The following is a 23,811-nucleotide window of genomic DNA, read 5'->3' as shown; positions in this document are numbered from 1 at the left end:
GTTCTGCGCTGATCCCGCCCGATCTGCCCATTCCCTAGTCGCGCTACGCCTGGAGTATTCCCATGTTGACTTTCCTTGGCTTCGCCATGGTCATCACGTTCATGTTCCTGATCATGACCAAGCGCCTGTCCGCGCTGATCGCCCTGATCCTCATTCCAATCATCTTTGCCCTGTTCGGTGGATTTTCGCCGAAGATCGGCCCGATGATGCTCGAAGGCATCACCAAGCTTGCGCCAACCGGCGTGATGCTGATGTTCGCTATTCTGTACTTCGCCCTGATGATCGACTCCGGCCTGTTCGACCCGGCCGTGCGCAAGATCCTCAAACTGGTCAAGGGCGACCCGTTGAAAGTTTCGGTCGGCACCGCCGTACTGGCGCTCGTCGTTTCCCTCGATGGTGACGGCGCGACCACTTATATGATCTGCGTGGCCGCCATGCTGCCGCTCTACAGCCGTATCGGCATGAGCCCGCGGATCATGGCCGGCCTGATCATCCTCGCCGGTGGCGTGATGAACATGACGCCATGGGGTGGCCCGACTGCTCGCGCTGCCAGTGCGTTGCACGTGGACCCGTCCGACATCTTCGTACCGATGATTCCTGCGATGCTGGCCGGTGTGGTGGCGATCCTTGTCATCGCCTACTTCTACGGCAAGCGTGAACGTGCTCGTCTGGGTGAACTGCACCTGGTGGGTGATGAAATCGACCACAGTGAAATCAGCGTTTCGCAGTTCCCGGATGCCCGTCGTCCGAACCTGATCTGGTTCAACGGCGCCCTGACCCTGGCCCTGATGGGCACCCTGATCGCCGGCCTGCTGCCGTTGCCGGTGCTGTTCATGGTGGCGTTCAGTATCGCCATGATCGTCAACTATCCTTGCCTGCAACAGCAGAAGGATCGCGTTGCGGCTCACGCCGGTAGCGTGCTGGCGGTAGTCGGGTTGATCTTTGCGGCCGGTATCTTCACCGGTATCCTGACCGGCACCGGGATGGTCGATGCGATGTCGAAAAGCCTGCTGGCGGTGATTCCGGATTTCCTCGGCCCGTACCTGGCGGTGATCACGGCGCTGGTGAGCATGCCGTTCACCTTCTTCATGTCGAACGATGCATTTTATTACGGCGTGTTACCGGTACTTGCCGAAGCCGCGAGCCATTACGGTATAACCGCGGTGGAAATGGCACGTGCCTCGATCGTCGGTCAGCCCGTCCACCTGTTGAGCCCGCTGGTTCCATCGACCTACCTGTTGGTGGCCCTGGCCGGTATCGATTTCGGTGACCACCAGCGCTTCACCCTGAAGTGGGCAGTGCTGGTTTGTACCTGCATACTGATTGCTGCGCTGCTGTTGGGGACTTTCCCGGTGTTCAGCACTCTATAAGCCCAAGACTCACCACTTCGGGTCCAGGCTTCGCTGTTTGAAGCCCGGGCCCGTTGTGGTTTAACAATCGCTCAAAGGAATACACATGGAATGGCTGACCAACCCTGAAATCTGGGTTGCCTTCTTCACCCTGACCGCCCTGGAAATCGTCCTGGGTATCGATAACATCATCATGATTTCGATCCTGGTCAGCCGCATGCCCAAGCACATGCAGGCGCGTACCCGGATTTTCGGTCTTGGGCTGGCCATGATCACGCGGATCCTCTTGCTGCTGTCGATCACCTGGGTCATGCGCCTAACCGCCGATCTGTTCGAAGTGTTCGGCCAGGGTATTTCCGGACGCGACCTGATCCTGTTCTTCGGTGGTCTGTTCCTGCTGTGGAAAAGCTCGCAAGAGATGTTCCACGCGCTGGAAGGTGAAGATGAAAGCAGCGACGAACCTTCTGGCAAGGGCGGCAACTTCCTCTACACCATCATCCAGATCGCAATCATCGACATCGTGTTCTCCCTGGACTCGGTGATCACCGCAGTCGGCATGGTCTCCCACGTACCGGTCATGGTCGCGGCAATCATCGTGGCCGTGCTGGTGATGATGTGGGCATCTGGCACCATCAGTGAGTTCATCGACAAGCACCCATCGCTGAAGATGCTGGCGCTGTCGTTCCTGTTGATCGTCGGTACGGTGCTGATTGCCGAATCCTTCGACGTGCACGTGCCAAAAGGCTACGTCTACTTCGCCATGGCGTTCTCGCTGGCAGTGGAAGCGATCAACATCAGGATGCGCACCGCCATCGCGAAAAAAAAGAAACAGCAGGATCCGGTAAAGCTGCGCAAGGACATTCCGGGCCAGTAACCCGAAAGCGCTAAATACGCAAAACATGTGGGAGCGAGCCTGCTCGCGATGGCGGTCTGTCAGTCAACATCAATGTTGAAGCTGATGGCCTCATCGCGAGCAGGCTCGCTCCCACTTTGTTTTTGGCCGGGTACATGAATCTGTTTTCATGACAGTTTTATTTCAATCCCTTCTTTGGCTATGCGATGCTGGCGCGTAGACCGTTAGCCAACTACAGCTTATGTACAGAACGTAGAACGTCGCGCGGTACCGTCAACTTGCTCCTTTGGGGCGCTCCACCACAGGGGGTCATTATGCTCACCCTGCTCAATTTGCTTTCTGCCGTGGCCCTGTTGATCTGGGGCACGCATATCGTCCGAACCGGCATCCTGCGGGTCTACGGCACCAATCTGCGCCATGTCATTGGCCATAACATGTCCAACCGCTGGCTGGCTTTCCTCTCCGGGATCGCTGTGACGGCGATGGTCCAGAGCAGCAACGCTACCGCCATGCTGGTCACTTCGTTTGTCGGCCAGGGACTGATGGCGCTTACGCCGGCGCTGGTCACCATGCTCGGTGCCGATGTCGGTACGGCGCTGATGGCGCGGGTGTTGACGTTCGATCTGTCGTGGCTGTCGCCGCTGCTGATTTTTGTCGGGGTGATTTTCTTTCTGTCGCGCAAGCAAACCCGACTCGGACAGATGGGTCGCGTCGCCATTGGCTTGGGCTTGATTATTCTGGCGCTGCAATTGATTGTCGAAGCGGCGTACCCGATTACCCATGCCAAAGGGGTAAAGGTGATTTTCGCCTCACTCACCGGCGACCTCCTGCTCGACGCCCTGATCGGCGCGCTGTTCGCGATGGTTTCCTATTCCAGCCTGGCCGCTGTGCTGCTGACTGCGACCCTGGCGGGCGCCAGCGTGATCAGCCTGCCGGTGGCCATCGGGCTGGTGATCGGCGCCAATATCGGCAGCGGCGTACTCGCCTTCCTCAGCACCAGCATGCAGAACCCCGCCGGGCGCCAAGTGGCGCTGGGCAGCCTGCTGTACAAACTGATTGGTCTTTTATTGATCATTCCGGTACTTGATCCGTTGGTGCACTGGCTCGATAGCCTCGATTTCAGCCCTCAGGAAATGGTCATTGGCTTTCACTTGCTCTACAACACCGCACGCTGCCTGATCCTTCTGCCCAGTGTCGGGCCGATGGCCAGATTTTGTGCCTGGGTACTGCCGGAGCGCCCGCAGGTCAACGGCACGGCCAAGCCCCGGCACCTTGACCCCACAGCGTTGGTCACGCCCGGTTTGGCGCTGGCCAACGCGGCCCGGGAAACCCTGCGCATGGGCGACCTGATCGACAACATGCTCGAAGCCATGCTCGACGTGTTGCGCGGTAAGCAAACCGCCGTCACCCAGGAAATACGCCGCCTGACCGACGATGTCGAAGCGCTCTACAGTGCGATCAAATTGTATCTGGCGCAAATGCCCCGGGAAGATCTCAGCGATCAGGACAGCCGACGCTGGGCGGAAATCATCGAGCTGGCGATCAACCTGAAACTCGCCAGCGACTTGATCGAACGCATGCTGCGCAAAGTCCAGCAGCAGAAAACCTCGCAGCGCCGGTCGTTTTCCGAAGTCGGGCTGGGCGAATTGACCGGGCTGCATACTCAATTGATTTCCAGCCTGCGGCTCGGGATGTCGGTGTTTCTCAGTGGCGACCCGGAAAGTGCCCGCCAACTGGTGCGTGAAAAACGTCGTTTCCGCGCTCAGGAGCGACGCCTGGCCCATGCCCATGTCAGTCGCTTGCATCGTAAAATCGTGCAGAGTATCGAAACCAGTTCATTGCACCTGGAGCTGATTGCCGACATGAAGCGCCTGAATTCGCTGTTTTGCAGCAGTGCCTACGTGGTGCTGGAAACATCCGACACCGGCGCGCTGGTGGTCGACGATTTGGCTGACATTACTCATTCACCCTGAACGTCCACAGTTGCCTGAAGTCTGTTGAACTTACGCCAGTCGTACGGAAGCTTGTTATGCGTTGTCTGTTGTTCGCCTGTCTGTTGCTTGGTTCTTTTCCGTCGCTGGCCCTGGATCGCTTCCAGGTCGAGGGCTACACCCTGCGCAACGGGTTGCAGTTGCTGCTCAAACCCGGTACTGACCACGGACATGTGGCGATCCGGCTGGTGGTCGGCGTTGGCCTGGACGATTTCAATTGCGAAGAAAAGGAATTGCCGCATCTGCTGGAACACCTACTGTTCAGCGGCATCGACGCCAGTGGCGAAGGGGGCCTGGAAGAACGCATGCAAGCCCTGGGCGGTGAGTGGAACGCCTTCACCAGCAATGCCGATACAACTTTCGTCATCGAAGCGCCGGCGAAAAACCAGCGCAAGGTGCTCGACCTGCTGCTGGCGCTGCTGACCCAGACTCGTTTCGACGACAACGCCATCCACGCGGCCAAGCAAGTGGTCGAGCGTGAAGACGGCGGCCACTACTCGCACCTGCAACGCTGGCTCGATCGTCAGGATCTCGGCCACACGGCCAGCAACCAGCTGGCCGTGGAGCTGGGCCTCAAATGCCCGGAGCGTGCGCAAGTCGATGACCTGAACCATGAGCAACTGGAGCAGGTGCGCAAGGACTGGTATGCGCCGAACAACATGACCCTGATCGTGGTCGGCGACCTCGACAAGTTGCTGCCGGCCTATCTGGAACAGGCGTATGGCGCGCTGGAAGCGATTACCCCTGGTGAGCATCCTCCGCTGCCGCAAATCCAGGCCAGCGCCGCCCACGAGCGCACTTTGCCCCACGGTCTGGTCGGCAATGGCGCCAAATTGCACTGGCTGGTGCCGGAGCCGGTGCTGGACGACGGGCACGATCAAACCTTCGATTTGCTCAAGGATTATCTGGATTGGGCGCTCTATCGCCAGCTGCGCCTGGCTCACGGTTTGTCCTACGGTCCGTGGGCAGAACGCGAGGTGTTCGGCGGCGTGGGTTTCATGAGCCTCAATGCCGACCTTGAACGCGACGACGTGCTTGCGGCCGAACAAGTGCTCGACGACTTGAAGGCCGGACTGCTCAAGGACGGCCTCAATGCCGACACCTTCAACCGCCTGAAGCAGGCCGCGATTGCCCGCCAGGCCTGGGCCGTGCAAGGCAACAGCGCGTTGGCCGACTACTACTGGAGCGCCATCGGTGATTACGAGGACGGCCAATTCACCAACCCGGCCCGGGAGCTGCAAGGGGTGACGCTGGAAGAGGCGAACAAGGCCGTGCGTGAACTGTTGTTGCAGCCGGGGTATTTGCGGATCGAGAAGCCACTGTTCAGTTATGACCAGTTGATGTGGTTGGCGGTCGGGGGGGTGGGCTTGATCGTGTTGATGTTGGTGGGCTGGCGTTTGCACCGCCGACAGTAATCATTCCAACTGGCGAGTGACTAACTGTGGCGATCCGACAAACCCCCTCGCCACAGGGCCGCACCAACGGTACCCTGTCGAGGTTTTTTCCTACGACTACTGTGAACCCGCCGAATGCAAAACCTGACCCTTTTCGTACAGCGCATCCTCGAATTGATGAAGCGCTACCCTGGGGTCATTGCACTCTGTGGTTTCATCTCCGGGGTGGGCAGTTTCATTCTGGTCGATCGCCAGCAAGGCCTGGCGAGCTGGATCACTACCATCATGCTGATCAGCTGGATCTGGCTGATGCTGGAAAACAGCCTGACCAAGCTGTTCACGCGCATTTTCAAGCGCGAAATTCCGGAACCATTGCTGCGTTATGCAACGCAGATGATCCATCAGGAAAGCCTGTTTTTTGTCCTGCCGTTCTTCTTCATCACCACGACGTGGAACAGCGGCCAGTTGGTTTTCACCGGGCTGCTGGGCGTCGCGGCGCTGATTTCGATCATCGACCCGCTCTACTACAAATGGCTGGCGCCGCGGCGCTGGGCGTTTCTGGCCCTGCACACCCTGACCCTGTTCGCCGCCCTGCTCACCGCGTTGCCGGTGATCATGCACCTGACCACCGCACAGAGTTTCAAATGGGCACTGGGCATCTCGGTGCTGTTGTCGTTCCCGAGCCTGGCGTCGATCTTCCCGATTCGTACTGTACGCAGTGCGTTGGCGATTTTGAGTATCACCCTGGGCATTGGCTTCGTCGGTTGGGAGCTGCGCTCGTGGGTGCCGCCGGCGACGCTGTGGATGACCGACGTGGCCATCAGCACGCAAATGCAGGACCGCACCCCGGGCGCCAGCCTCGACGAAGTCAGCGCCGAGCAGATTCGCAATGGCGGGCTCTACGCGTACACCGCGATCAATGCTCCACGTGGCCTGGACGAGCGGATTTATCACGTCTGGAAGTTCAACGGTAAAGAGGTCGACCGCATTCCTCTGGATATTCGCGGCGGGCGCAAGGAAGGTTACCGGGCCTGGACCCACAAGCAGAACTTCCCGGACAACCCGGCCGGCAAATGGCAGGTTCGGGTGTTGACCGAAGATGGCCAGGTCATCGGCGTGCTGCGCTTCAAAGTCACGGACAGCACAGCGATAAAAGAAAAGTAGTGCGGTTCGTGCTATTACGTAGCGTGTGGCGAGGGAGCTTGCTCCCTCGCCACGTTCATACGAAATAGCAGTATTCCAATAAAGCACGGAGCTTATGATCAGCAGCACGATGGCCGGCAACGCCCGATTAGACACATCGATTACCCCTGCGCGGTTGCGGGTGACGGGCGACTGGACGCTTGCCCATTACGCTGACCTCAAGCTGTTGAGCGAAAAGCTCCACGACCAGTACGACGCAAACACCCCCATCGACCTCAACGGTCTCGGCGCCCTCGACACCGCCGGCGCCTCGCTGTTGGTAGAGCTGCTCGGCTCCGAGCGCCTCGGTCGCTCCGCTGAACATCCTGATTGCACGCTCTCCGCTGCCGATCGCGCGTTGCTGCAAACCGTCTACTGCTCGCTGACCGATTTCTGCGTACCGATCAAGGAACCGGAAGTCAGCGTTACCATTCAGTTGCTGACCCGCATTGGTCGCGCTGTGGACATCGTCTGGCAGGACACCCTGCAACTGCTGGGTTTTGTCGGCCTGATCATCGAAACCATCGCCGGCGGCCTGTTCCGGCCCAAACGCTGGCGCGTCACGTCGATGATTGCGCACATCGAGCAGACTGGCCTCGACGCCGCGCCGATTGTTGCGTTGCTGACCTTTCTGGTGGGCGCCGTGGTGGCGTTTCTCGGGTCGACGGTACTGGCCACTTTCGGTGCCACCGTCTTCACCGTGGACCTGGTGGGGTTTGCCTTTTTGCGCGAATTCGGTGTGCTGTTGACCGCGATCCTGATGGCCGGGCGCACCGCCAGTGCGTTCACGGCGCAAATCGGTTCGATGAAGGCCAACGAAGAAATCGACGCCATCCGTACGCTGGGCCTGGATCCCGTGGAGTTGCTGGTGGTGCCGCGGGTCCTGGCGTTGCTGATCGCCCTGCCGATGCTGACCTTTCTGGCGATGCTGTCGGGGATTATCGGCGGTGCCGTGGTCTGCGCGGTGGCGCTGGATATCTCGCCGGCGATGTTCCTGTCGCTGCTGCAAACGGACATCGGCGTTCAGCACTTTCTGGTGGGGATGGTCAAAGCACCGTTCTTCGCTTTCCTGATTGCCGCTATTGGTTGCCTCGAAGGCTTCAAGGTCAGTGGCAGCGCCGAGTCCGTCGGTGCCCACACCACGTCGAGCGTGGTGCAGTCGATTTTCGTGGTGATCGTGATGGATGCGATAGCCGCGATGTTTTTCATGGAGATGGGATGGTGAGTCGTGTCCCCCGAGCGCCCTCGGAGGCGGTGATTGAAGTCCGTGGATTGTGCAACCGCTTTGGCCGCCAGAGCGTGCACGAGAACCTCGACCTGGACTTGTACAAAGGCGAGATCCTCGCCGTGGTCGGCGGCTCCGGCAGCGGCAAATCGGTGCTGCTGCGCAGTATTGTCGGGTTGCACCAGCCCAGCGAAGGCGTGGTGAAAGTCTTCGGCAAGAACCTGCCAACCTTGTCCGAACACGAACGCTCGCTGGTGGAGCGGCGATTCGGCGTGCTGTTCCAGAAAGGCGCGCTGTTTTCCTCGCTGACCGTAACCGAGAACGTCGCCCTGCCGCTGATCGAACACGCCGGCTTGAGCCGCAACGACGCCGAGCACCTGGCGGCGGTGAAAATGGCGCTGGCCGGATTGCCGCTGTCGGCGGCGGAGAAGTACCCCTCGTCGCTGTCCGGCGGCATGATCAAGCGTGCCGCGCTGGCCCGGGCACTGGCACTGGACCCGGACATCCTGTTTCTCGACGAGCCCACCGCCGGTCTCGATCCGATCGGAGCCGCTGCGTTCGACCAATTGATCCTGACCCTGCGCGATGCCCTGGGCCTGAGCGTTTTCCTGGTGACTCATGACCTCGACACGCTCTACACCATCACTGACCGGGTGGCGGTGCTGGCGCAGAAAAAAGTGCTGGTGGCGGACGCCATCGACAAGGTCTCGGAAACCAACGATGCGTGGATTCACGAATACTTTCATGGCCCTCGCGGCCGCGCGGCATTGACAGCCGCCCAACAGCTCAACGAGGTCTGACATGGAAACCCGAGCCCATCATGTATTGATCGGCCTGTTCACGGTGATTGTGGTGACGGCCGCACTGCTGTTCGGTCTGTGGCTGGCCAAGTCCAGTGTCGACACCGAGTTCAAAGACTACGAAGTCGTGTTCAACGAGGCGGTCAGCGGTTTGTCCAAGGGCAGTTCGGTGCAGTACAGCGGGATCAAGGTCGGCGACGTGATCTCGCTGCGCCTGGACCCGAAAGACCCGCGCCGGGTGCTGGCGCGAATTCGTTTGGCCGGCGATACCCCGGTCAAGGAAGACACCAATGCCAAGCTGGCCCTGACCGGGGTCACCGGGACCTCGATCATCCAGCTCAGTGGCGGCACGCCTCAGAGCCCGACGCTCAAGGGCAAGGACGGCAACCTGCCGACCATTGTCGCCTTGCCCTCGCCCATCGCCCGCCTGCTCAATGACAGCGAAAACCTGATGGCCGGGGTGACCACGCTGATGCATAACGCCAACCTGATGTTCTCCACGGAAAACATCGAGCGCATCAGCAACACCCTGGAGCACCTGGAACAAACCACCGGGACCATTGCCGAGCAGCGCGGCGATATCCGCCAGGCCATGCAGCAACTGGCGTCGGTGGGCAAGCAGGCCAACACCATGCTGGAGCAGACCACGGCGCTGATGCGCAATGCCAATGGGCTGCTCAATGATCATGGTAAGGAGGCGCTGGGCAGCGCCGAGCAGGCGATGAAGTCGCTGCAGGAGAGCAGCGTCACCCTCAACAAGCTGATCACTGCCAATCAGGATTCGCTCAACAGCGGTATGCAAGGCCTCAATGGCCTGGGCCCGGCCGTGCGCGAGATGCGCGAAACCCTGAGTTCGTTGCGCACCATTACCACACGCCTGGAAGCCAATCCCAGCGGTTACCTGCTGGGCAGTGAAAAGACCAAGGAATTCACGCCATGAAGCTGATTCGGATTGTCCTCCTCGCTGGCTTCACGCTGATCAGTTCGTGCTCGATCCTGCCCAAACCCGAGCCCTTCGAGGTCTATCGATTGCCGTCGGCCCAAGGCGCATCGGCCAACCATGGAACGCCGCAACGCTGGTCGTTGCGCCTGAGCAAATTCCAGTCCGGCGAAGCGTTGAACAGCCCGAGCATTGCCGTGATTCCTCAGGGTGATGTGATCAGCCACTACCAGGGTTCACGCTGGAGCGACCCGGCACCGGTGCTCGTACGCAATCGCCTGCTGGAAGGTTTCCTGCATGACGGACGGGTGCCGTTGTTGAGCACCGATGACAGCATTTTCCAGACCGATCTTGAATTGGGCGGCAGGCTGCAGGCGTTCCAGACTGAATACCAGGGCACGAATGCCAGCGCGGTCGTGCGTCTGGATGCATTGCTGGTGCGCAGTTACGACCAGCGCATCCTCGCCAGCCGCCGTTTTGAAGTGCGCCAGCCACTCAGCGATGTGCAGGTTCCGGCGGTGGTGGTCGGGTTCGGTCAGGCGAACGATCAGTTGACCGCGCAGGTGGTGAACTGGGCGGTTGAGCAAGGGCAGAAACTCGCTCCGCCGCCCAGACCCTGAAGGCTTACGCCGTCCCCCTGTGGGAGCGAGCCTGCTAGCGATAGCGGTGTGTCAGACACATTTATTTTGAATGTGCGACCGTCATCGCGAGCAGGCTCGCTCCCACAGGGGCAAGTCGTATCAGCCCTGTAAAAACGCCCGATGCATCTGTTCCAGCGTTTCAAAGTGATACGCCGGAGCCTCGGCGCTCAACTCTTCGTGGCTGCCGAACCCGTAACCCACCGCTGCCGCGTCCAGCCCGTTGCTGCGTGCGCCGATCAGGTCGTGCTTGCGGTCGCCGATCATCAAGGTGTTGGCCGGGTCCAGGTTTTCTTCGGCCATCAGGTGAGCAATCAGCTCGACCTTGTTGGTCCGGGTGCCATCCAGTTCGCTGCCGTAAATCACCTTGAAGTGTTTGGCAAAATCGAAATGCCGGGCGATTTCCCGGGCGAACACCCACGGCTTCGAGGTGGCGATGTACAGTTGCCGGCCTTGTCCGCCCAGGGTTTCCAGCAGCGGCGTGACACCATCGAACACCCGGTTTTCGTAGAGGCCGGTGACCTTGAAGCGCTCACGGTAGAAATTCACCGCCTCCCATGCCTTGGCTTCGTCGAAGTCGTAGAACTGCATGAACGCCTGCAGCAGCGGCGGGCCAATGAAGTGTTCGAGTTTGGCCAGGTCCGGTTCATCGATACCCAGTTTGCCCAGGGCGAACTGGATCGAACGGGTGATGCCCTCGCGTGGGTCGGTCAGGGTGCCATCGAGGTCGAACAAAACGGTTTGGTAATGCATGTTGAGTCCTGAATAAGAGGGCCGGGTCAAAGCTGGTCGTAACCTTCGGCCAGATGCAGGTCCTTGAGCTTCACGTAGTTCGCTGCGCTGTAGGTGAAAAAGCCGCGCTCCTTGTCGGTCAGCGGGCGGATCTGCTTCACCGGGCTGCCCACATACAGGAAGCCGCTTTGCAGATGCTTGCCCGGCGGCACCAGGCTGCCGGCACCAATGATCACATCATCGTCGACCAGCGCACCGTCCATGACGATGCTGCCCATGCCGATCAACACCCGGCTGCCCACCGAACAGCCATGCAGCATGACTTTGTGGGCGATGGTCACGTCATCGCCGATCAGCAATGGAAAGCCATCGGGGTTGAACGGACCGGCGTGGGTGATGTGCAACACGCAACCGTCCTGCACGCTGGTGCGCGCGCCGATGCGGATGCGGTGCATGTCGCCACGGATCACCGTCAGCGGCCAGACCGAGCTGTCTTCACCGATTTCAACGTCGCCGATCACCACCGCCGAGCCGTCTACAAAAGCGCCTTTGCCGAGCAGCGGCGTGTGGTTCTGATACTTGCGAAGGTTCACGATAGGGTTTCTCTCTGTCGCTGATAGCTGCGGTGAGTGCCGATTGTAATTAAGATGGCTGCATGTTTCTCCAGCCAAGGTATCAACCGTGAGCGTGAACAACCCTCTTTTGCAGCCCTACGACCTGCCGCCGTTCTCCGCCATCCGCGCCGAACACGTACAACCGGCCATTGAACAGATTCTGGCTGACAACCGTGCCGCCATCGTCGAGATCCTCAAGACCCAGGCCAAACAGCCAACGTGGGCCGGCCTGGTGCTGGCGATGGACGAGCTCAACGATCGCCTGGGCGCCGCCTGGAGCCCGGTCAGCCACCTCAATGCCGTGTGCAACAGCGCCGAACTGCGTGAAGCCTACGAGTCGTGCCTGCCGGCCTTGAGCGCCTACTCCACCGAGCTGGGCCAGAACCGCGAACTGTTCCAGGCCTTCGAAGCCCTGGCCAGCAGCCCGGAAGCGGCCGGTTTCGAGGTGGCGCAGAAAACTATCCTGGAACACTCCCTGCGTGACTTCCGTCTGTCGGGTATCGACCTGCCGGAAGCCGAGCAGAAGCGTTACGCCGAAGTGCAAAGCAAGCTGTCGGAGCTTGGCAGCCGTTTCTCCAACCAGTTACTCGACGCCACTCAGGCGTGGACCAAACACATCAGCGATGAAGCCGCCCTCACCGGCCTGACGGATTCCGCCAAGGCGCAAATGGCCGCCGCGGCCCAGGCGAAGGACCTGGATGGCTGGCTGATCACATTGGAATTCCCGAGCTATTACGCGGTGATGACCTACGCCCAGGACCGCGCACTGCGTGAAGAAGTCTACGCGGCTTACTGCACCCGTGCGTCGGACCAGGGACCGAATGCCGGTCAAAACGACAACGGCCCGGTCATGGAAGAAATCCTCGACCTGCGTCAGGAACTGGCCAAGCTGCTGGGTTTCAGCAGTTTCTCCGAGCTGAGCCTTGCGACCAAAATGGCTGAATCCAGTGATCAGGTGCTGAGTTTCCTGCGCGATCTGGCCAAGCGCAGCAAGCCGTTCGCCGCCCGGGATCTGGATCAGCTCAAGGCTTACGCCGCCGAACAAGGCTGCCCGGACCTGCAAAGCTGGGACAGCGGTTTCTTCGGTGAAAAACTCCGTGAACAACGCTACAGCGTGGCCCAGGAAGCCCTGCGCGCCTACTTCCCGATCGACAAGGTGCTCAGCGGCCTGTTCGCCATCGTCCAGCGCCTGTACGGCATCGAAATCGCCGAGCTCAATGGCTTCGACACCTGGCACCCGGATGTCCGCCTGTTCGAGATCAAGGAAAACGGCCAGCATGTCGGCCGCTTCTTCTTCGACCTGTATGCTCGTGCCAACAAGCGTGGCGGGGCCTGGATGGACGGTGCCCGGGACCGTCGTCGTACCGCTGGCGGCGTGCTGCAAAGCCCGGTGGCGAACCTGGTGTGCAACTTCACCCCGGCCGACAGCGGCAAGCCTGCGCTGCTGACCCACGATGAAGTCACCACCCTGTTCCATGAATTCGGTCACGGCCTGCATCACTTGCTGACCCGCGTCGAGCATGCTGGCGTGTCCGGCATCAACGGCGTGGCCTGGGATGCCGTCGAACTGCCAAGTCAGTTCATGGAAAACTGGTGCTGGGAGCCGGAAGGCCTGGCGCTGATTTCCGGTCATTATGAAACCGGCGAACCGCTGCCTCAGGACCTGCTCGGGAAAATGCTCGCGGCGAAAAACTTCCAGTCCGGCCTGATGATGGTCCGTCAACTGGAGTTCTCTCTGTTCGACTTCGAATTGCACGCGACCCACGGCGACGGCCGCAACGTGCTGCAAGTGCTCGAAGGCGTGCGTGACGAGGTCTCGGTGATGCGCCCGCCGGCCTACAACCGCTTCCCCAACAGCTTTGCACATATCTTCGCCGGTGGTTATGCCGCGGGTTATTACAGCTACAAATGGGCCGAAGTGCTGTCGGCCGATGCGTTCTCGAAGTTTGAAGAAGAAGGCGTGCTCAATGCCGACACCGGCCGCGCCTTCCGTGAAGCGATCCTGGCACGCGGCGGTTCCCAGGAGCCTATGGTGTTGTTCGTCGACTTCCGTGGTCGTGAGCCATCGATTGACGCACTCTTGCGCCACAGCGGCCTGAGTGAGGACGCAGCAGCATGAGTGAGGGACCTGTGATTACGAAAAAACGCTTTATCGCCGGGGCGGTCTGCCCGGCATGCAGCGAGCCGGACAAGTTGATGATGTGGAACGAAGACAGCGTGCCACATCGTGAATGTGTGGCTTGCGGTTACTCTGACACTCTCAATGAACAAGGGTTGTCGGTGCCCAAGGAGTTGGGTACGCGGGTTAACACCAGCGCACTCAAACCAGCCGACACCAAGGTTCAGGCGGTTCAGTTTTTCCCGAACCCGAAACTGAAGAAAAAGCCTGACGAACAACACTGAGTGAAAAAAAGCCTCCGTTGCGCAATGCCGCGGGGGCTTTCATTATTCGATGTGAGCGGACTTGAACCAGCTCTTCATCGAACACGCCGCAAACGGGCTCGTGCTGCAATCGCCGTTGGCCAATGCAGTGCGAAGCTTGTCCACGTCAGCCTGCATCATGTAACGAATACCGTCCTTGAAATGGGTGCTGTCACCAAAGCCACCCTGGGTCATTTCGTTCAGTGCCTCTTCCTTGCTCCAGCCCTGGATGACAACCCGGTACATGGCCGCCATCAGGCCAGTACGGTCTGAGCCGTGTTTGCAATGCATCAGCACCGGGCCTTTGGCTTCGGCGGTTTGAATGGCTCGCAAAGCCTTGAGTACATCCGCGTCATCCACATGATTGGTGCGATAGGGCAGCTGTACTTGCGTGATGCCTGGCGTGGACAACCAACTGGAGTCCGCTTCAGGCAGGAAGTTGATCACCGTGCCGACCTTGAGTTTCTCCAACAGCGGCACCGCCCCTTTGTCCGGCAGGGCGCTGCGATAAAGCGTCGGCGACATCTGGAAGAGGTTGTATTGCTTCTCGATAGGTTGAGCCCAGTCTGCCGGACGGTGCGCAGTACTGTCGTCGGCAAACACTGGTGTCTGGCTGAACAGAGCGACCAGCAAAAGGCACAGTGCGGGGAAAAGGCGTGGTAGGAACATGCTCGAGTGACCGTTCAGGAAGAGTCTGGATATTCACAAGCAGCATCATCTCTCACCGGTCAAAGGCCTGTGAGGGTCGTGTGAATGAAATGTGAAACATCGGCGCCCGGGTTGATCGCAGAGGTGCCAAAGCGCCTGGACAGCTTTCAGTAAGCCAGATTTACAATTTGAACTTGATGAACGTTTTGACCAGTTCGTCCAGCCCCGTAATGGTCATCGGACGGGAATGAGGGTAGAGCCTGCGAGTTCGAAAAGTCGCACCATCGTCAAGGGAGGTAGCAATCAGGTGAAAGTCCAGCTCCGGTTGATCTCGATCCTCCATGTCCACTACCTCAATGCTTACTGAGATTTTCGCAGGCGGGAGGGGCGGAACGGGTTGTTCCGGATCAAAAATATCAACCAGGTCGGGAGGGGCCAGAGAAATAAACACCCCAGAGTCCAAGTCAATTACCGTTTGATTGTGGTAAGCGAGAGCAAGTTTGGTAATGGCCCCGACGTCCTTCTCATCAATGCTGTTATCACCGTTGATATTCATATCGGACCACGGATCAAAGTCGAGTTTATGCTCGTCGGTTCCCTCGTAATTAAAATTCAAGCTCATGGTTGTTATGTTGTTGTAGACGTTGTCGGAGAATGGGGTTGTATTATTTTCGGTGTTTTCTCTTATCAACTTTATCGTTATTTCTTTATATTGCGGCATTTGTATTTCTTGTAAAAATACGCCTGCATTTCTGGGCGCCCACATATTAATATCCCTGTTTTTTCAGTCTGCTGCGCATGATCTCCAAGCGCAGCAGATCAGTGTGATTTACTATTTTCTCTACGTGAGGATCAGTCACCGATCACGGATTTTCGAAACCTGCATAAGCTTTAGCCAGCGCCAACAGCTTTGCCTTGTCATCTATATCGATATCACCGTCACCGTCGATATCTTTATTGGCATTGCGGATACTGAACGTTTGTCCGCCATCATACGAGGCTGCCAGAAGCGTAGTGGAATCCACCAGGGCAGTAGTGACTACGGAGTTTTCCGCATCCCAGCCCTCCTGTTTCAATGCAAACTGCATCGATACCAGTACTTCGTCTGGGTCTACAGATGTTGGGCCGAGTTTTTGCAAAAAGATACCGCGACTGTTTAAAACTGACATGAGCAAATCCCTTTGTGAAATATCAATATTCAAGTTTCTTGCAACGGAAATAGTACCGACGCCTTTGCCATGTCAGCCAGACTTTATATGTGTCTCTTGGTTGCTTGGATATAATGTATTCAATATAAAAAAAGCAGATGCCGAACGGCACTGGAGATCTGCCGCTTTTAGCGATACTGTATGTGCATACAGTTATCAGGATTTTGCCATGCACACGCCATTGCCTCCCCGTGGCCGCGGCACCGCCACCAACCCGCACAACCGCTTTGCCCCCAGCCATTCGGTGGCTGAGGACGATGGCTGGTATCAGGAAGTACCGCTCACACAGGGCACCGAGGTGCGCATCGAAACGGCGAAAACCATCATTACCCGCAACACGTCGCCGGACTTGCCCTTCGATCGCTCGATCAATCCCTATCGCGGCTGCGAGCACGGTTGCATTTATTGCTATGCGCGCCCCAGTCACGCCTATTGGGACATGTCGCCGGGGCTGGATTTCGAGACAAAGCTGATCGCCAAGACCAACGCCGTGGATGTGCTGGAGCAGCAGTTGTCCAAACGTGGCTATCAATGTGCTCCAATCAACCTCGGTTCCAACACCGACCCGTATCAACCGATTGAGCGTGAATACCAAATCACCCGCCGAACCCTCGAAGTGTTGCTGCGCTACCGCCATCCGGTCACCATCGTCACCAAGGGTTCGCTGATTCTTCGTGACCTGGATCTGCTGACCGAGCTTGCCAGCCAAAGACTGGTGGCGGTAATGATCAGCCTGACCACCCTGGACGACGAACTCAAACGCATCCTCGAACCGCGCGCTGCAGCGCCCAAGGCCCGGTTGCGGGCGATCCGGGTCATGCGCGATGCAGGCATCCCGGTGGGCGTGTTGTGTTCACCGATGATTCCGATGATCAACGACAGCGAACTCGAAAGTCTGCTCGCCGAGGCCCACGGCGCCGGCGCACAGAGCGCCGCTTACATGATGCTGCGCTTGCCACTTGAAGTGGCGCCCCTGTTCGAGGAATGGCTGGGCACCCACTATCCGCAACGGGCGGCGCATGTGCTGAGCCTGATTCGCCAGAGCCGTGGCGGCGAGCTTTATGACAGCCGCTTTGGTGCGCGGATGCGCGGTGAAGGCCCGCTTGCGGACTTGCTGGCGCAGCGCTTTGCCAAAGCGATCAAACGGCTGGGACTCAATCACCGGGAGGGGTTCAATCTGGACTGCGAAGCCTTTTGTCCGCCGGGTCGCCAAATGTCGTTGATTTGAGGACAATTGACCTATGGTTGAGTACTGAAGATTGCGCTCACGCATTAGGCTGGTCACGGTTTTTGTGACCTGGAACACACGTCCTAGAGCGTTTTATTCAGTTTCAATTAAGATTCGATCGCTACCTTGTTCATCGAGTGACTGATGGGTCGAGATGTTTCGCCTGGATGTTTTTTTACCAGCCACTGGCTTCACACCGGACCACGCGGGATGACTTCCTGACTCCGCCAATGAGGATGAATCATGAGTGACAAGGATAAACAGCCGTTGGCTGCGTCGGCATCGCCCGAACCCGAGGCGGAAACCGCCGATGCAGCGTTGCAGCATATCGTTGACGGTTTTTTGCATTTTCATCATGAGGTCTTTCCCCAGCAGGAAGAGCTCTTCAAAAAACTCGCCACGGCCCAGCGGCCACGAGCGATGTTCATTGCCTGCGCCGATTCGCGCATCGTGCCCGAGTTGATTACCCAAAGCTCCCCCGGCGATCTGTTCGTGACCCGCAATGTCGGCAACGTTGTACCGCCTTACGGGCAAATGAACGGCGGTGTTTCCACGGCGATCGAGTACGCCGTACTGGCTCTGGGGGTGCATCACATCATCATTTGCGGGCATTCCGACTGCGGCGCCATGCGTGCGGTGCTCAACCCGGACAGTCTGGAAAAAATGCCCACGGTCAAAGCCTGGCTGCGTCATGCCGAAGTGGCCAAAACCATGGTGCAGGAGAACTGCAACTGCTCTAGCGAAAGCGAAAGCATGCACATTCTCACCGAAGAGAATGTGATCGCCCAATTGCAGCATCTGCGCACCCATCCGTCGGTGGCCTCACGCATGGCCAACGGTCAGCTGTTTATCCACGGCTGGGTCTACAACATCGAAACCAGCGAAATCAAAGCGTACGACGCCGATCAAGGCTGTTTCCTGCCGCTAAATGGCAGCCTGCCGATTCCTGTGGCGACGCCAAAAGCGCGCTTCTAAATCCTCCTAAATCGTTGTGTGGTTTAGCCGAGGCCGCCGTTCAGGCAGCCTGGCTTTGCCATGGCTGAAGAAAACTTCGGGAGACTCACCATGCGTGCTGCTCGACTCAAAGCTGTTCTGCCACGGGAGCTGCTGGCTTCGGTGGTTGTGTTTCTGGTCGCCCTGCCTCTGTGCATGGGCATCGCGATTGCCTCGGGACTGCCGCCGGCGAAAGGGCTGATCACCGGCATCATCGGTGGCTTGGTAGTCGGCTGGTTGGCCGGTTCACCACTGCAAGTCAGCGGCCCGGCGGCGGGCCTGGCCGTTCTGGTATTCGAACTGGTCCGCCAGCACGGCATCGCCATGCTTGGGCCCATACTGTTGCTGGCAGGTTTTCTGCAACTGGTGGCTGGCCGTTTGAAGCTGGGCTGCTGGTTTCGGGTGACGGCACCTGCGGTGGTATACGGCATGCTGGCCGGGATTGGCGTGCTGATCATCCTGTCTCAGGTGCATGTGATGCTGGATGCCGTGCCCAAACCCTCGGGCCTGGATAACCTGGCAGCCTTCCCGGCGGCACTGGCTCAGGCGTTGCCCACGTTTGGCTGGCAAGCCGGTTTGCTCGGTTTGTCGACGATTGCCGTCATGTGGCTGTGGGAAAAGCTCCGTCCACAATCCCTGCGCTTCGTTCCTGGCGCGCTACTTGGCGTCGGTTTGGCCACGCTTGCCAGCCTGGTGCTGGCGTTGCAGGTCAAACGGGTTGAGGTACCGGCCAACCTGACGGAGGCCATCGATTGGCTAAAGCCGGTGGACATGCTCAACCTGGCTGATCCCGCCTTGCTGATCGCCGCGTTTGCCGTGGCCTTTATCGCCAGCGCCGAAACCTTGCTCTCGGCCGCCGCGGTTGATCGCATGCACAGTGGCCAGCGCTCGGACTTCGACCGGGAACTGTCGGCACAAGGTATCGGCAACATGCTGTGCGGCTTGCTTGGGGCGTTGCCGATGACGGGCGTTATCGTACGCAGTTCGGCGAATGTTCAGGCCGGAGCAACTACACGGTTTTCGACCATTTTCCACGGCCTGTGGCTGCTGGCGTTCGTGCTGTTGCTGTCCAGTGTCCTGCAAAGCATTCCGGTGGCAAGCCTGGCGGGCGTGCTGGTGTACACCGGTTTCAAACTGGTGGACCTCAAGGTCTTTCGCGGTTTGGGCCGGTATGGTCGGGCGCCGATGTTCACTTACGCGGCGACCGCGCTCGCCATCGTTTTCACGGACCTGCTGACTGGCGTGTTGATTGGCTTCGGTCTGACGCTGGTGAAGCTGGCGCTTAAAGCTTCGCGGTTGAAAATCAGCCTGATCGACCTGCCGCAGGAAGGGCAAATGGAATTGCGCCTGACAGGCGCTGCAACCTTCCTCAAAGTGCCGGCGCTGACGCAGGTGCTGGGTAGTATTCCACCAGGCGCGACGGTGCATGTGCCGCTCAATAATCTGAGCTACATCGATCACTCGTGTCTGGAGTTGCTGGAGGAATGGGGTCGGGCGAATGCGGCCAAGGGATCGAAGCTGTTGATTGAATCGCGGGGGTTGAAGCGCAGGCTTGAGGGGCGGGTGCGGACGAATACCGGCGTCGGCGCGACCGGGTAGATAACAGTGTGGGAGCGGGCTTGCTCGCGATGGCGGCGGATCAGTCAACATTGATGTTGAATGACGTGGCCCCATCGCGAGCAAGCTCGCTCCTACAGAGGGATTGTGTTTACCGATGGATCAAGCTGCCGGCTGATCCAGCTCCAGGCCCACGCCCAAACGGCGCGACATGCACGGCCAGCGCTTCCACGCGGCACCGGTGTTCGGGCTGCTGAGCTTGTCGCGGTAGGCTTCCACCGACTCTAGCGCAAAGCTCTCTTCGGTCAACATTTGATCGAACGCGTGATGTACGACTTCGTCCAGTTGGTTGGCAAACTCCTCACCGATCAATTGGTGAGCAATCAGGTTGGCGACAGTCATGTCCAAGGGGATCAGTGGCTGGCCGAAATGCTTGATGTACAGGTCATTGACCTCTTCGACAAACCGGTGCGACAGGTAGGCTTCATCCAGCAGGCTGTCGAGCCCGACATGGCCGGCCATGATGGCTGGCGGCTGGAGGAAGTACTGCTCGGCGATATTCAGCACCGGTTTGATCTGTGACTCAATGCCCGCTTCCCTGGCGACTTCATTGGCTGCATCCAGCAGATCGGGGACTTCTTCGATGTAGGCGGTGACAAATCGCGTCAGTACGCCGTTGGTATCGGTCTCCGGCAATTGGATCGTCGGGTGTAGATGAGGCAGTTTACTTTCCAGCTGACGCGTCAGCAGGCCGGTCTCGGCTTCATGTTGTTGGGCTTTTTGGATCTGCTCGCGCAATGCGGCGGTGTTCATGAAAACTCCAGGAAACAAGGCAATGAAATAGGGAAGACATAACTTAGCTGGCTTACGAAAAATGCTAAGACGCATTTGTCATAATTATTTCATCCTTGATGCATCTGCGTTATATCGATTTGCCACCACTCGTCTGCATCCTTCTCCAATCGTGCCCTTGAACGCAAGTCCCCGCTGTTTCAGATCATTTACGTCATCGCGTTGCGTGGTCGGAGTCGCTGTCTATACTCGCCATTGAATGGAGTTAGCTGATGACGCCCGACTGCATATGCAGCAAGGCCCGGTGCTCAAGTTCGTAGTCTGATGCAGCCGCTCCCTTGCCGCAGGTGAAAGCCGGCGGGATAAAAAGAACGATAAGGGGAACCCGCAATGATGCGACATCCACATGTCTGGATGGGCCTCCTGTTGTGGTCGATTTTCAGTCAGGCGCAAGCGGCCTGGACTGTGAATATGGCGCCTGGAGCGACTGAAATCAGTCACGCAGTATTCGACCTGCACATGACCATTTTCTGGATCTGTGTGGTGATCGGCATCATCGTTTTTGGTGCCATGTTCTGGTCGATGATTCTCCACCGCCGCTCGACCGGGCAGGTGGCCGCCAAATTTCATGAAAGCACCACCGTCGAAATCCTCTGGACCATCGTACCCTTCCTGATCCTGGTGGCCATGGCGGTTCCCGCTACCGCAACCCTGATCAAGATGTACGACGCCAGCGAGCCGGAGATCGATATACAGATCACCGGCTACCAGTGGAAGTGGCATTACAAGTACCTGGGCCAGGACATCGAGTTCTTCAGCAACCTGACCACCCCCCAAGATCAAATCCACAACAAGGAAACCAAGGGCGAGCACTACCTGCTCGAAGTCGACAAGCCATTGGTGCTGCCGGTCGGCACCAAGGTGCGCTTCCTGGTGACCTCCGCCGACGTGATCCACTCCTGGTGGGTGCCGGCTTTTGCGGTCAAGCGCGATGCGATTCCCGGGTTCGTCAATGAGGCCTGGACCCGCATCGACAAGCCCGGCATCTACCGTGGCCAGTGCGCCGAGTTGTGCGGCAAGGATCACGGTTTCATGCCGACGGTGGTCGAGGTCAAGGAAAAGGCCGATTACGAAAAATGGCTGGCCGATCGCAAGGTCGAGGCCGCGCAGCTCAAAGAACTGACCAGCAAGGAATGGACGCTCGACGAACTCAAGGATCGCGGTGACAAGGTCTATCACACCACATGCGTGGCCTGTCACCAGGCCGAAGGTCAGGGCCTGCCGCCGATGTTCCCGGCGCTCAAGGGCTCGAAAATCGCCACCGGACCGAAAGACGCTCACCTGAGCATTGTCTTCCACGGCAAGCCCGGCACCGCAATGGCGGCGTTCGGCAAGCAACTATCGGAAGTCGATATCGCGGCGGTCGTGACCTATGAGCGTAATGCCTGGGGTAACAACAAAGGCGACATGGTCACGCCTAAAGAAGTACTGGAGCTGAAACAGGCGGAAAGCAAATGACCCGGTCTATTGCGCACGTACGGAACCGGTCGGGGCTATGCACCCCGGCCTGCCCAGCCCATCTGTTTGCAGGAGACAGGACATGACTGCTGTAATCGATGAACATGTTCATACCGCCACCGACCACGCCCACGGCCCCGCCAAAGGCTTGATGCGCTGGGTGCTGACCACCAACCACAAGGACATTGGCACGCTGTACCTGTGGTTTGCATTCTCCATGTTCCTGCTTGGCGGCTCGTTCGCCATGGTGATCCGTGCCGAGCTGTTCCAGCCGGGGCTGCAAATCGTCCAGCCGGAGTTCTTCAACCAGATGACCACCATGCACGGTCTGGTGATGGTCTTCGGTGCAGTGATGCCGGCTTTCGTCGGCCTCGCCAACTGGATGATCCCGCTGATGATCGGCGCGCCGGACATGGCCCTGCCGCGGATGAACAACTTCAGCTTCTGGCTGTTGCCGGCAGCGTTCCTGCTGCTGGTATCGACCCTGTTCACCGCCGGCGGCGGGCCGAACTTCGGCTGGACCTTCTATGCACCGCTGTCGACGACCTACGCGCCGGAAAGCGTGACCTTCTTCATCTTCGCCATTCACTTGATGGGGATCAGTTCGATCATGGGGGCGATCAACGTGATCGCGACCATCCTCAACCTGCGCGCCCCCGGCATGACATTGATGAAAATGCCGCTGTTCGTCTGGACCTGGCTGATCACCGCGTTCCTGTTGATTGCGGTGATGCCGGTACTGGCGGGCTGCGTAACCATGATGCTGATGGACATCCATTTCGGCACCAGCTTCTTCAGTGCCGCCGGTGGCGGTGACCCGGTGCTGTTCCAGCATGTGTTCTGGTTTTTCGGTCACCCCGAGGTGTACATCATGATCCTGCCGGCCTTCGGTGCCGTCAGCTCGATCATTCCGGCTTTTTCGCGCAAGCCATTGTTCGGCTACACCTCGATGGTCTACGCCACGGCGAGTATCGCGTTCCTGTCGTTCATCGTCTGGGCGCACCACATGTTCGTGGTCGGCATTCCGTTGGTGGGCGAGCTGTTCTTCATGTACGCCACACTGCTGATTGCGGTGCCAACGGGCGTGAAGGTGTTCAACTGGGCCAGCACCATGTGGCAAGGCTCGCTGACGTTCGAGACGCCGATGCTGTTTGCCGTGGCGTTCGTGATCCTGTTCTCCATCGGCGGATTCTCCGGGTTGATGCTGGCCATCGCCCCGGCGGACTTCCAGTACCAGGACACCTACTTCGTGGTTGCACACTTCCACTACGTACTGGTGCCGGGGGCGATCTTCGGGATCTTCGCCTCGGCCTACTACTGGCTGCCGAAATGGACTGGCCACATGTACGACGAAACCCTCGGCAAGCTGCATTTCTGGCTGTCGTTCATCGGCATGAACATGGCCTTCTTCCCGATGCACTTCGTGGGGCTGGCGGGGATGCCGCGACGGATTCCGGACTACAACCTGCAATTCGCCGACTTCAACATGGTGTCGTCGATCGGTGCATTCATGTTCGGCGCCACGCAGATCTTCTTCCTGTTCATCGTGATCAAGACCATTCGCGGCGGCCCCCCAGCACCGGCCAAACCGTGGGACGGGGCTGAAGGCCTGGAGTGGAGCATCCCGTCACCGGCGCCGTATCACACCTTCACCACGCCGCCGGAAGTGAAATGAACACTGTGACCCTTGTAGGAGCGAACTTGCTCGCGATGGCCGTCAACGATAAC

At 58.8% G+C, this 23,811-nt stretch carries 22 protein-coding genes; 16 read left to right on the top strand and 6 right to left on the bottom strand.

Annotation, left to right across the window (positions count from 1 at the left end; all coding sequences use genetic code 11):
• The first annotated feature begins 62 nt into the window (after nucleotides 1–62).
• From C8K63_RS22970 to C8K63_RS22930, 9 genes are all read left to right on the top strand, one after another.
• Entirely contained in the window at nucleotides 63–1,370 is a 1,308-nt protein-coding gene (locus C8K63_RS22970; protein WP_108218771.1) for a CitMHS family transporter, read from the top strand.
• Between the two features lie 85 nt (nucleotides 1,371–1,455).
• Nucleotides 1,456–2,223, top strand: a complete 768-nt coding sequence (locus C8K63_RS22965) for a TerC family protein (RefSeq protein ID WP_108218770.1) — start codon at nucleotides 1,456–1,458, stop codon at nucleotides 2,221–2,223.
• Between the two features lie 293 nt (nucleotides 2,224–2,516).
• Entirely contained in the window at nucleotides 2,517–4,175 is a 1,659-nt protein-coding gene (locus C8K63_RS22960; RefSeq protein WP_108218769.1) for a Na/Pi cotransporter family protein, read from the top strand.
• Between the two features lie 56 nt (nucleotides 4,176–4,231).
• Nucleotides 4,232–5,608, top strand: coding sequence for a pitrilysin family protein (locus tag C8K63_RS22955; protein WP_108218768.1), 1,377 nt, complete (start codon nucleotides 4,232–4,234; stop codon nucleotides 5,606–5,608).
• Between the two features lie 114 nt (nucleotides 5,609–5,722).
• Nucleotides 5,723–6,751 (top strand): DUF5924 family protein, encoded by a 1,029-nt coding sequence (locus C8K63_RS22950; protein WP_108218767.1) that lies wholly within the window; start codon nucleotides 5,723–5,725, stop codon nucleotides 6,749–6,751.
• Nucleotides 6,752–6,845: 94 nt separating this feature from the next.
• Complete coding sequence (locus C8K63_RS22945) at nucleotides 6,846–7,994, top strand: ABC transporter permease (RefSeq protein WP_108218766.1); 1,149 nt, start codon at nucleotides 6,846–6,848, stop codon at nucleotides 7,992–7,994.
• The gene (locus C8K63_RS22940) at nucleotides 7,988–8,794 is read left to right on the top strand and encodes an ABC transporter ATP-binding protein (protein ID WP_177413292.1); all 807 of its coding nucleotides are present in this window, start codon (nucleotides 7,988–7,990) and stop codon (nucleotides 8,792–8,794) included. Before C8K63_RS22945 ends, C8K63_RS22940 begins: the two co-directional genes overlap by 7 nt.
• A 1-nt stretch (nucleotide 8,795) precedes the next feature.
• Nucleotides 8,796–9,734, top strand: a complete 939-nt coding sequence (locus C8K63_RS22935; RefSeq protein WP_108218765.1) for an MlaD family protein — start codon at nucleotides 8,796–8,798, stop codon at nucleotides 9,732–9,734.
• Nucleotides 9,731–10,354, top strand: coding sequence for an ABC-type transport auxiliary lipoprotein family protein (locus tag C8K63_RS22930; RefSeq protein WP_108218764.1), 624 nt, complete (start codon nucleotides 9,731–9,733; stop codon nucleotides 10,352–10,354). The genes C8K63_RS22935 and C8K63_RS22930 overlap by 4 nt, the downstream gene beginning before the upstream one ends.
• A gap of 120 nt (nucleotides 10,355–10,474) precedes the next feature.
• Here C8K63_RS22930 and C8K63_RS22925 read toward each other — a convergent pair whose 3' ends face one another.
• Nucleotides 10,475–11,125 (bottom strand): HAD family hydrolase, encoded by a 651-nt coding sequence (locus tag C8K63_RS22925; protein WP_108218763.1) that lies wholly within the window; start codon nucleotides 11,123–11,125, stop codon nucleotides 10,475–10,477.
• A gap of 26 nt (nucleotides 11,126–11,151) precedes the next feature.
• A complete protein-coding gene (locus C8K63_RS22920; protein ID WP_108218762.1) occupies nucleotides 11,152–11,697 on the bottom strand; it encodes a gamma carbonic anhydrase family protein in 546 nt (181 codons plus the stop codon).
• Between the two features lie 88 nt (nucleotides 11,698–11,785).
• Here C8K63_RS22920 and prlC point away from each other — a divergent pair, with 88 nt between their 5' ends.
• Nucleotides 11,786–13,837, top strand: coding sequence for an oligopeptidase A (prlC, locus tag C8K63_RS22915; protein ID WP_108218761.1), 2,052 nt, complete (start codon nucleotides 11,786–11,788; stop codon nucleotides 13,835–13,837).
• A complete protein-coding gene (locus C8K63_RS22910; RefSeq protein ID WP_108218760.1) occupies nucleotides 13,834–14,121 on the top strand; it encodes a YheV family putative zinc ribbon protein in 288 nt (95 codons plus the stop codon). The genes prlC and C8K63_RS22910 overlap by 4 nt, the downstream gene beginning before the upstream one ends.
• A 42-nt stretch (nucleotides 14,122–14,163) precedes the next feature.
• Here the strand turns inward: C8K63_RS22910 and C8K63_RS22905 are convergent, their stop codons facing one another.
• The 3 genes from C8K63_RS22905 to C8K63_RS22895 form a co-directional block, all read right to left on the bottom strand.
• Entirely contained in the window at nucleotides 14,164–14,808 is a 645-nt protein-coding gene (locus C8K63_RS22905) for a dual specificity protein phosphatase family protein (RefSeq protein ID WP_108218759.1), read from the bottom strand.
• Nucleotides 14,809–14,968: 160 nt separating this feature from the next.
• A complete protein-coding gene (locus C8K63_RS22900; protein ID WP_146176406.1) occupies nucleotides 14,969–15,553 on the bottom strand; it encodes a hypothetical protein in 585 nt (194 codons plus the stop codon).
• A gap of 97 nt (nucleotides 15,554–15,650) precedes the next feature.
• Nucleotides 15,651–15,956 carry a hypothetical protein gene (locus C8K63_RS22895; protein WP_108218757.1) on the bottom strand — a complete coding sequence of 102 codons (306 nt, stop codon included), beginning with the start codon at nucleotides 15,954–15,956 and terminating at the stop codon, nucleotides 15,651–15,653.
• A 208-nt stretch (nucleotides 15,957–16,164) separates the two neighbouring features.
• Between C8K63_RS22895 and C8K63_RS22890 the strand changes: the two genes are divergently transcribed.
• The 3 genes from C8K63_RS22890 to C8K63_RS22880 all read left to right on the top strand — a co-directional run bounded on the left by C8K63_RS22890 (nucleotide 16,165) and on the right by C8K63_RS22880 (nucleotide 19,815).
• Nucleotides 16,165–17,223, top strand: a complete 1,059-nt coding sequence (locus tag C8K63_RS22890; RefSeq protein WP_108218756.1) for a PA0069 family radical SAM protein — start codon at nucleotides 16,165–16,167, stop codon at nucleotides 17,221–17,223.
• A 243-nt stretch (nucleotides 17,224–17,466) separates the two neighbouring features.
• Nucleotides 17,467–18,198, top strand: coding sequence for a carbonic anhydrase (locus tag C8K63_RS22885; protein ID WP_108218755.1), 732 nt, complete (start codon nucleotides 17,467–17,469; stop codon nucleotides 18,196–18,198).
• 90 nt (nucleotides 18,199–18,288) lie between these two features.
• Nucleotides 18,289–19,815, top strand: a complete 1,527-nt coding sequence (locus tag C8K63_RS22880; RefSeq protein ID WP_108218754.1) for a SulP family inorganic anion transporter — start codon at nucleotides 18,289–18,291, stop codon at nucleotides 19,813–19,815.
• Nucleotides 19,816–19,935: 120 nt separating this feature from the next.
• Here the strand turns inward: C8K63_RS22880 and C8K63_RS22870 are convergent, their stop codons facing one another.
• Nucleotides 19,936–20,586, bottom strand: coding sequence for a hypothetical protein (locus tag C8K63_RS22870; protein WP_108218753.1), 651 nt, complete (start codon nucleotides 20,584–20,586; stop codon nucleotides 19,936–19,938).
• 369 nt (nucleotides 20,587–20,955) lie between these two features.
• Between C8K63_RS22870 and coxB the strand changes: the two genes are divergently transcribed.
• Nucleotides 20,956–22,083 carry a cytochrome c oxidase subunit II gene (gene coxB, locus C8K63_RS22865; protein ID WP_108218752.1) on the top strand — a complete coding sequence of 376 codons (1,128 nt, stop codon included), beginning with the start codon at nucleotides 20,956–20,958 and terminating at the stop codon, nucleotides 22,081–22,083.
• Nucleotides 22,084–22,165: 82 nt separating this feature from the next.
• Entirely contained in the window at nucleotides 22,166–23,758 is a 1,593-nt protein-coding gene (ctaD, locus tag C8K63_RS22860; protein ID WP_103397925.1) for a cytochrome c oxidase subunit I, read from the top strand.
• Nucleotides 23,759–23,811: the final 53 nt, after the last annotated feature.

This window comes from Pseudomonas sp. GV085, from assembly GCF_003050925.1.
Lineage (GTDB): Bacteria > Pseudomonadota > Gammaproteobacteria > Pseudomonadales > Pseudomonadaceae > Aquipseudomonas.
Note: the sequence above shows the minus strand (reverse complement) of the source record. Positions and strands in the feature narration are given on the sequence as shown.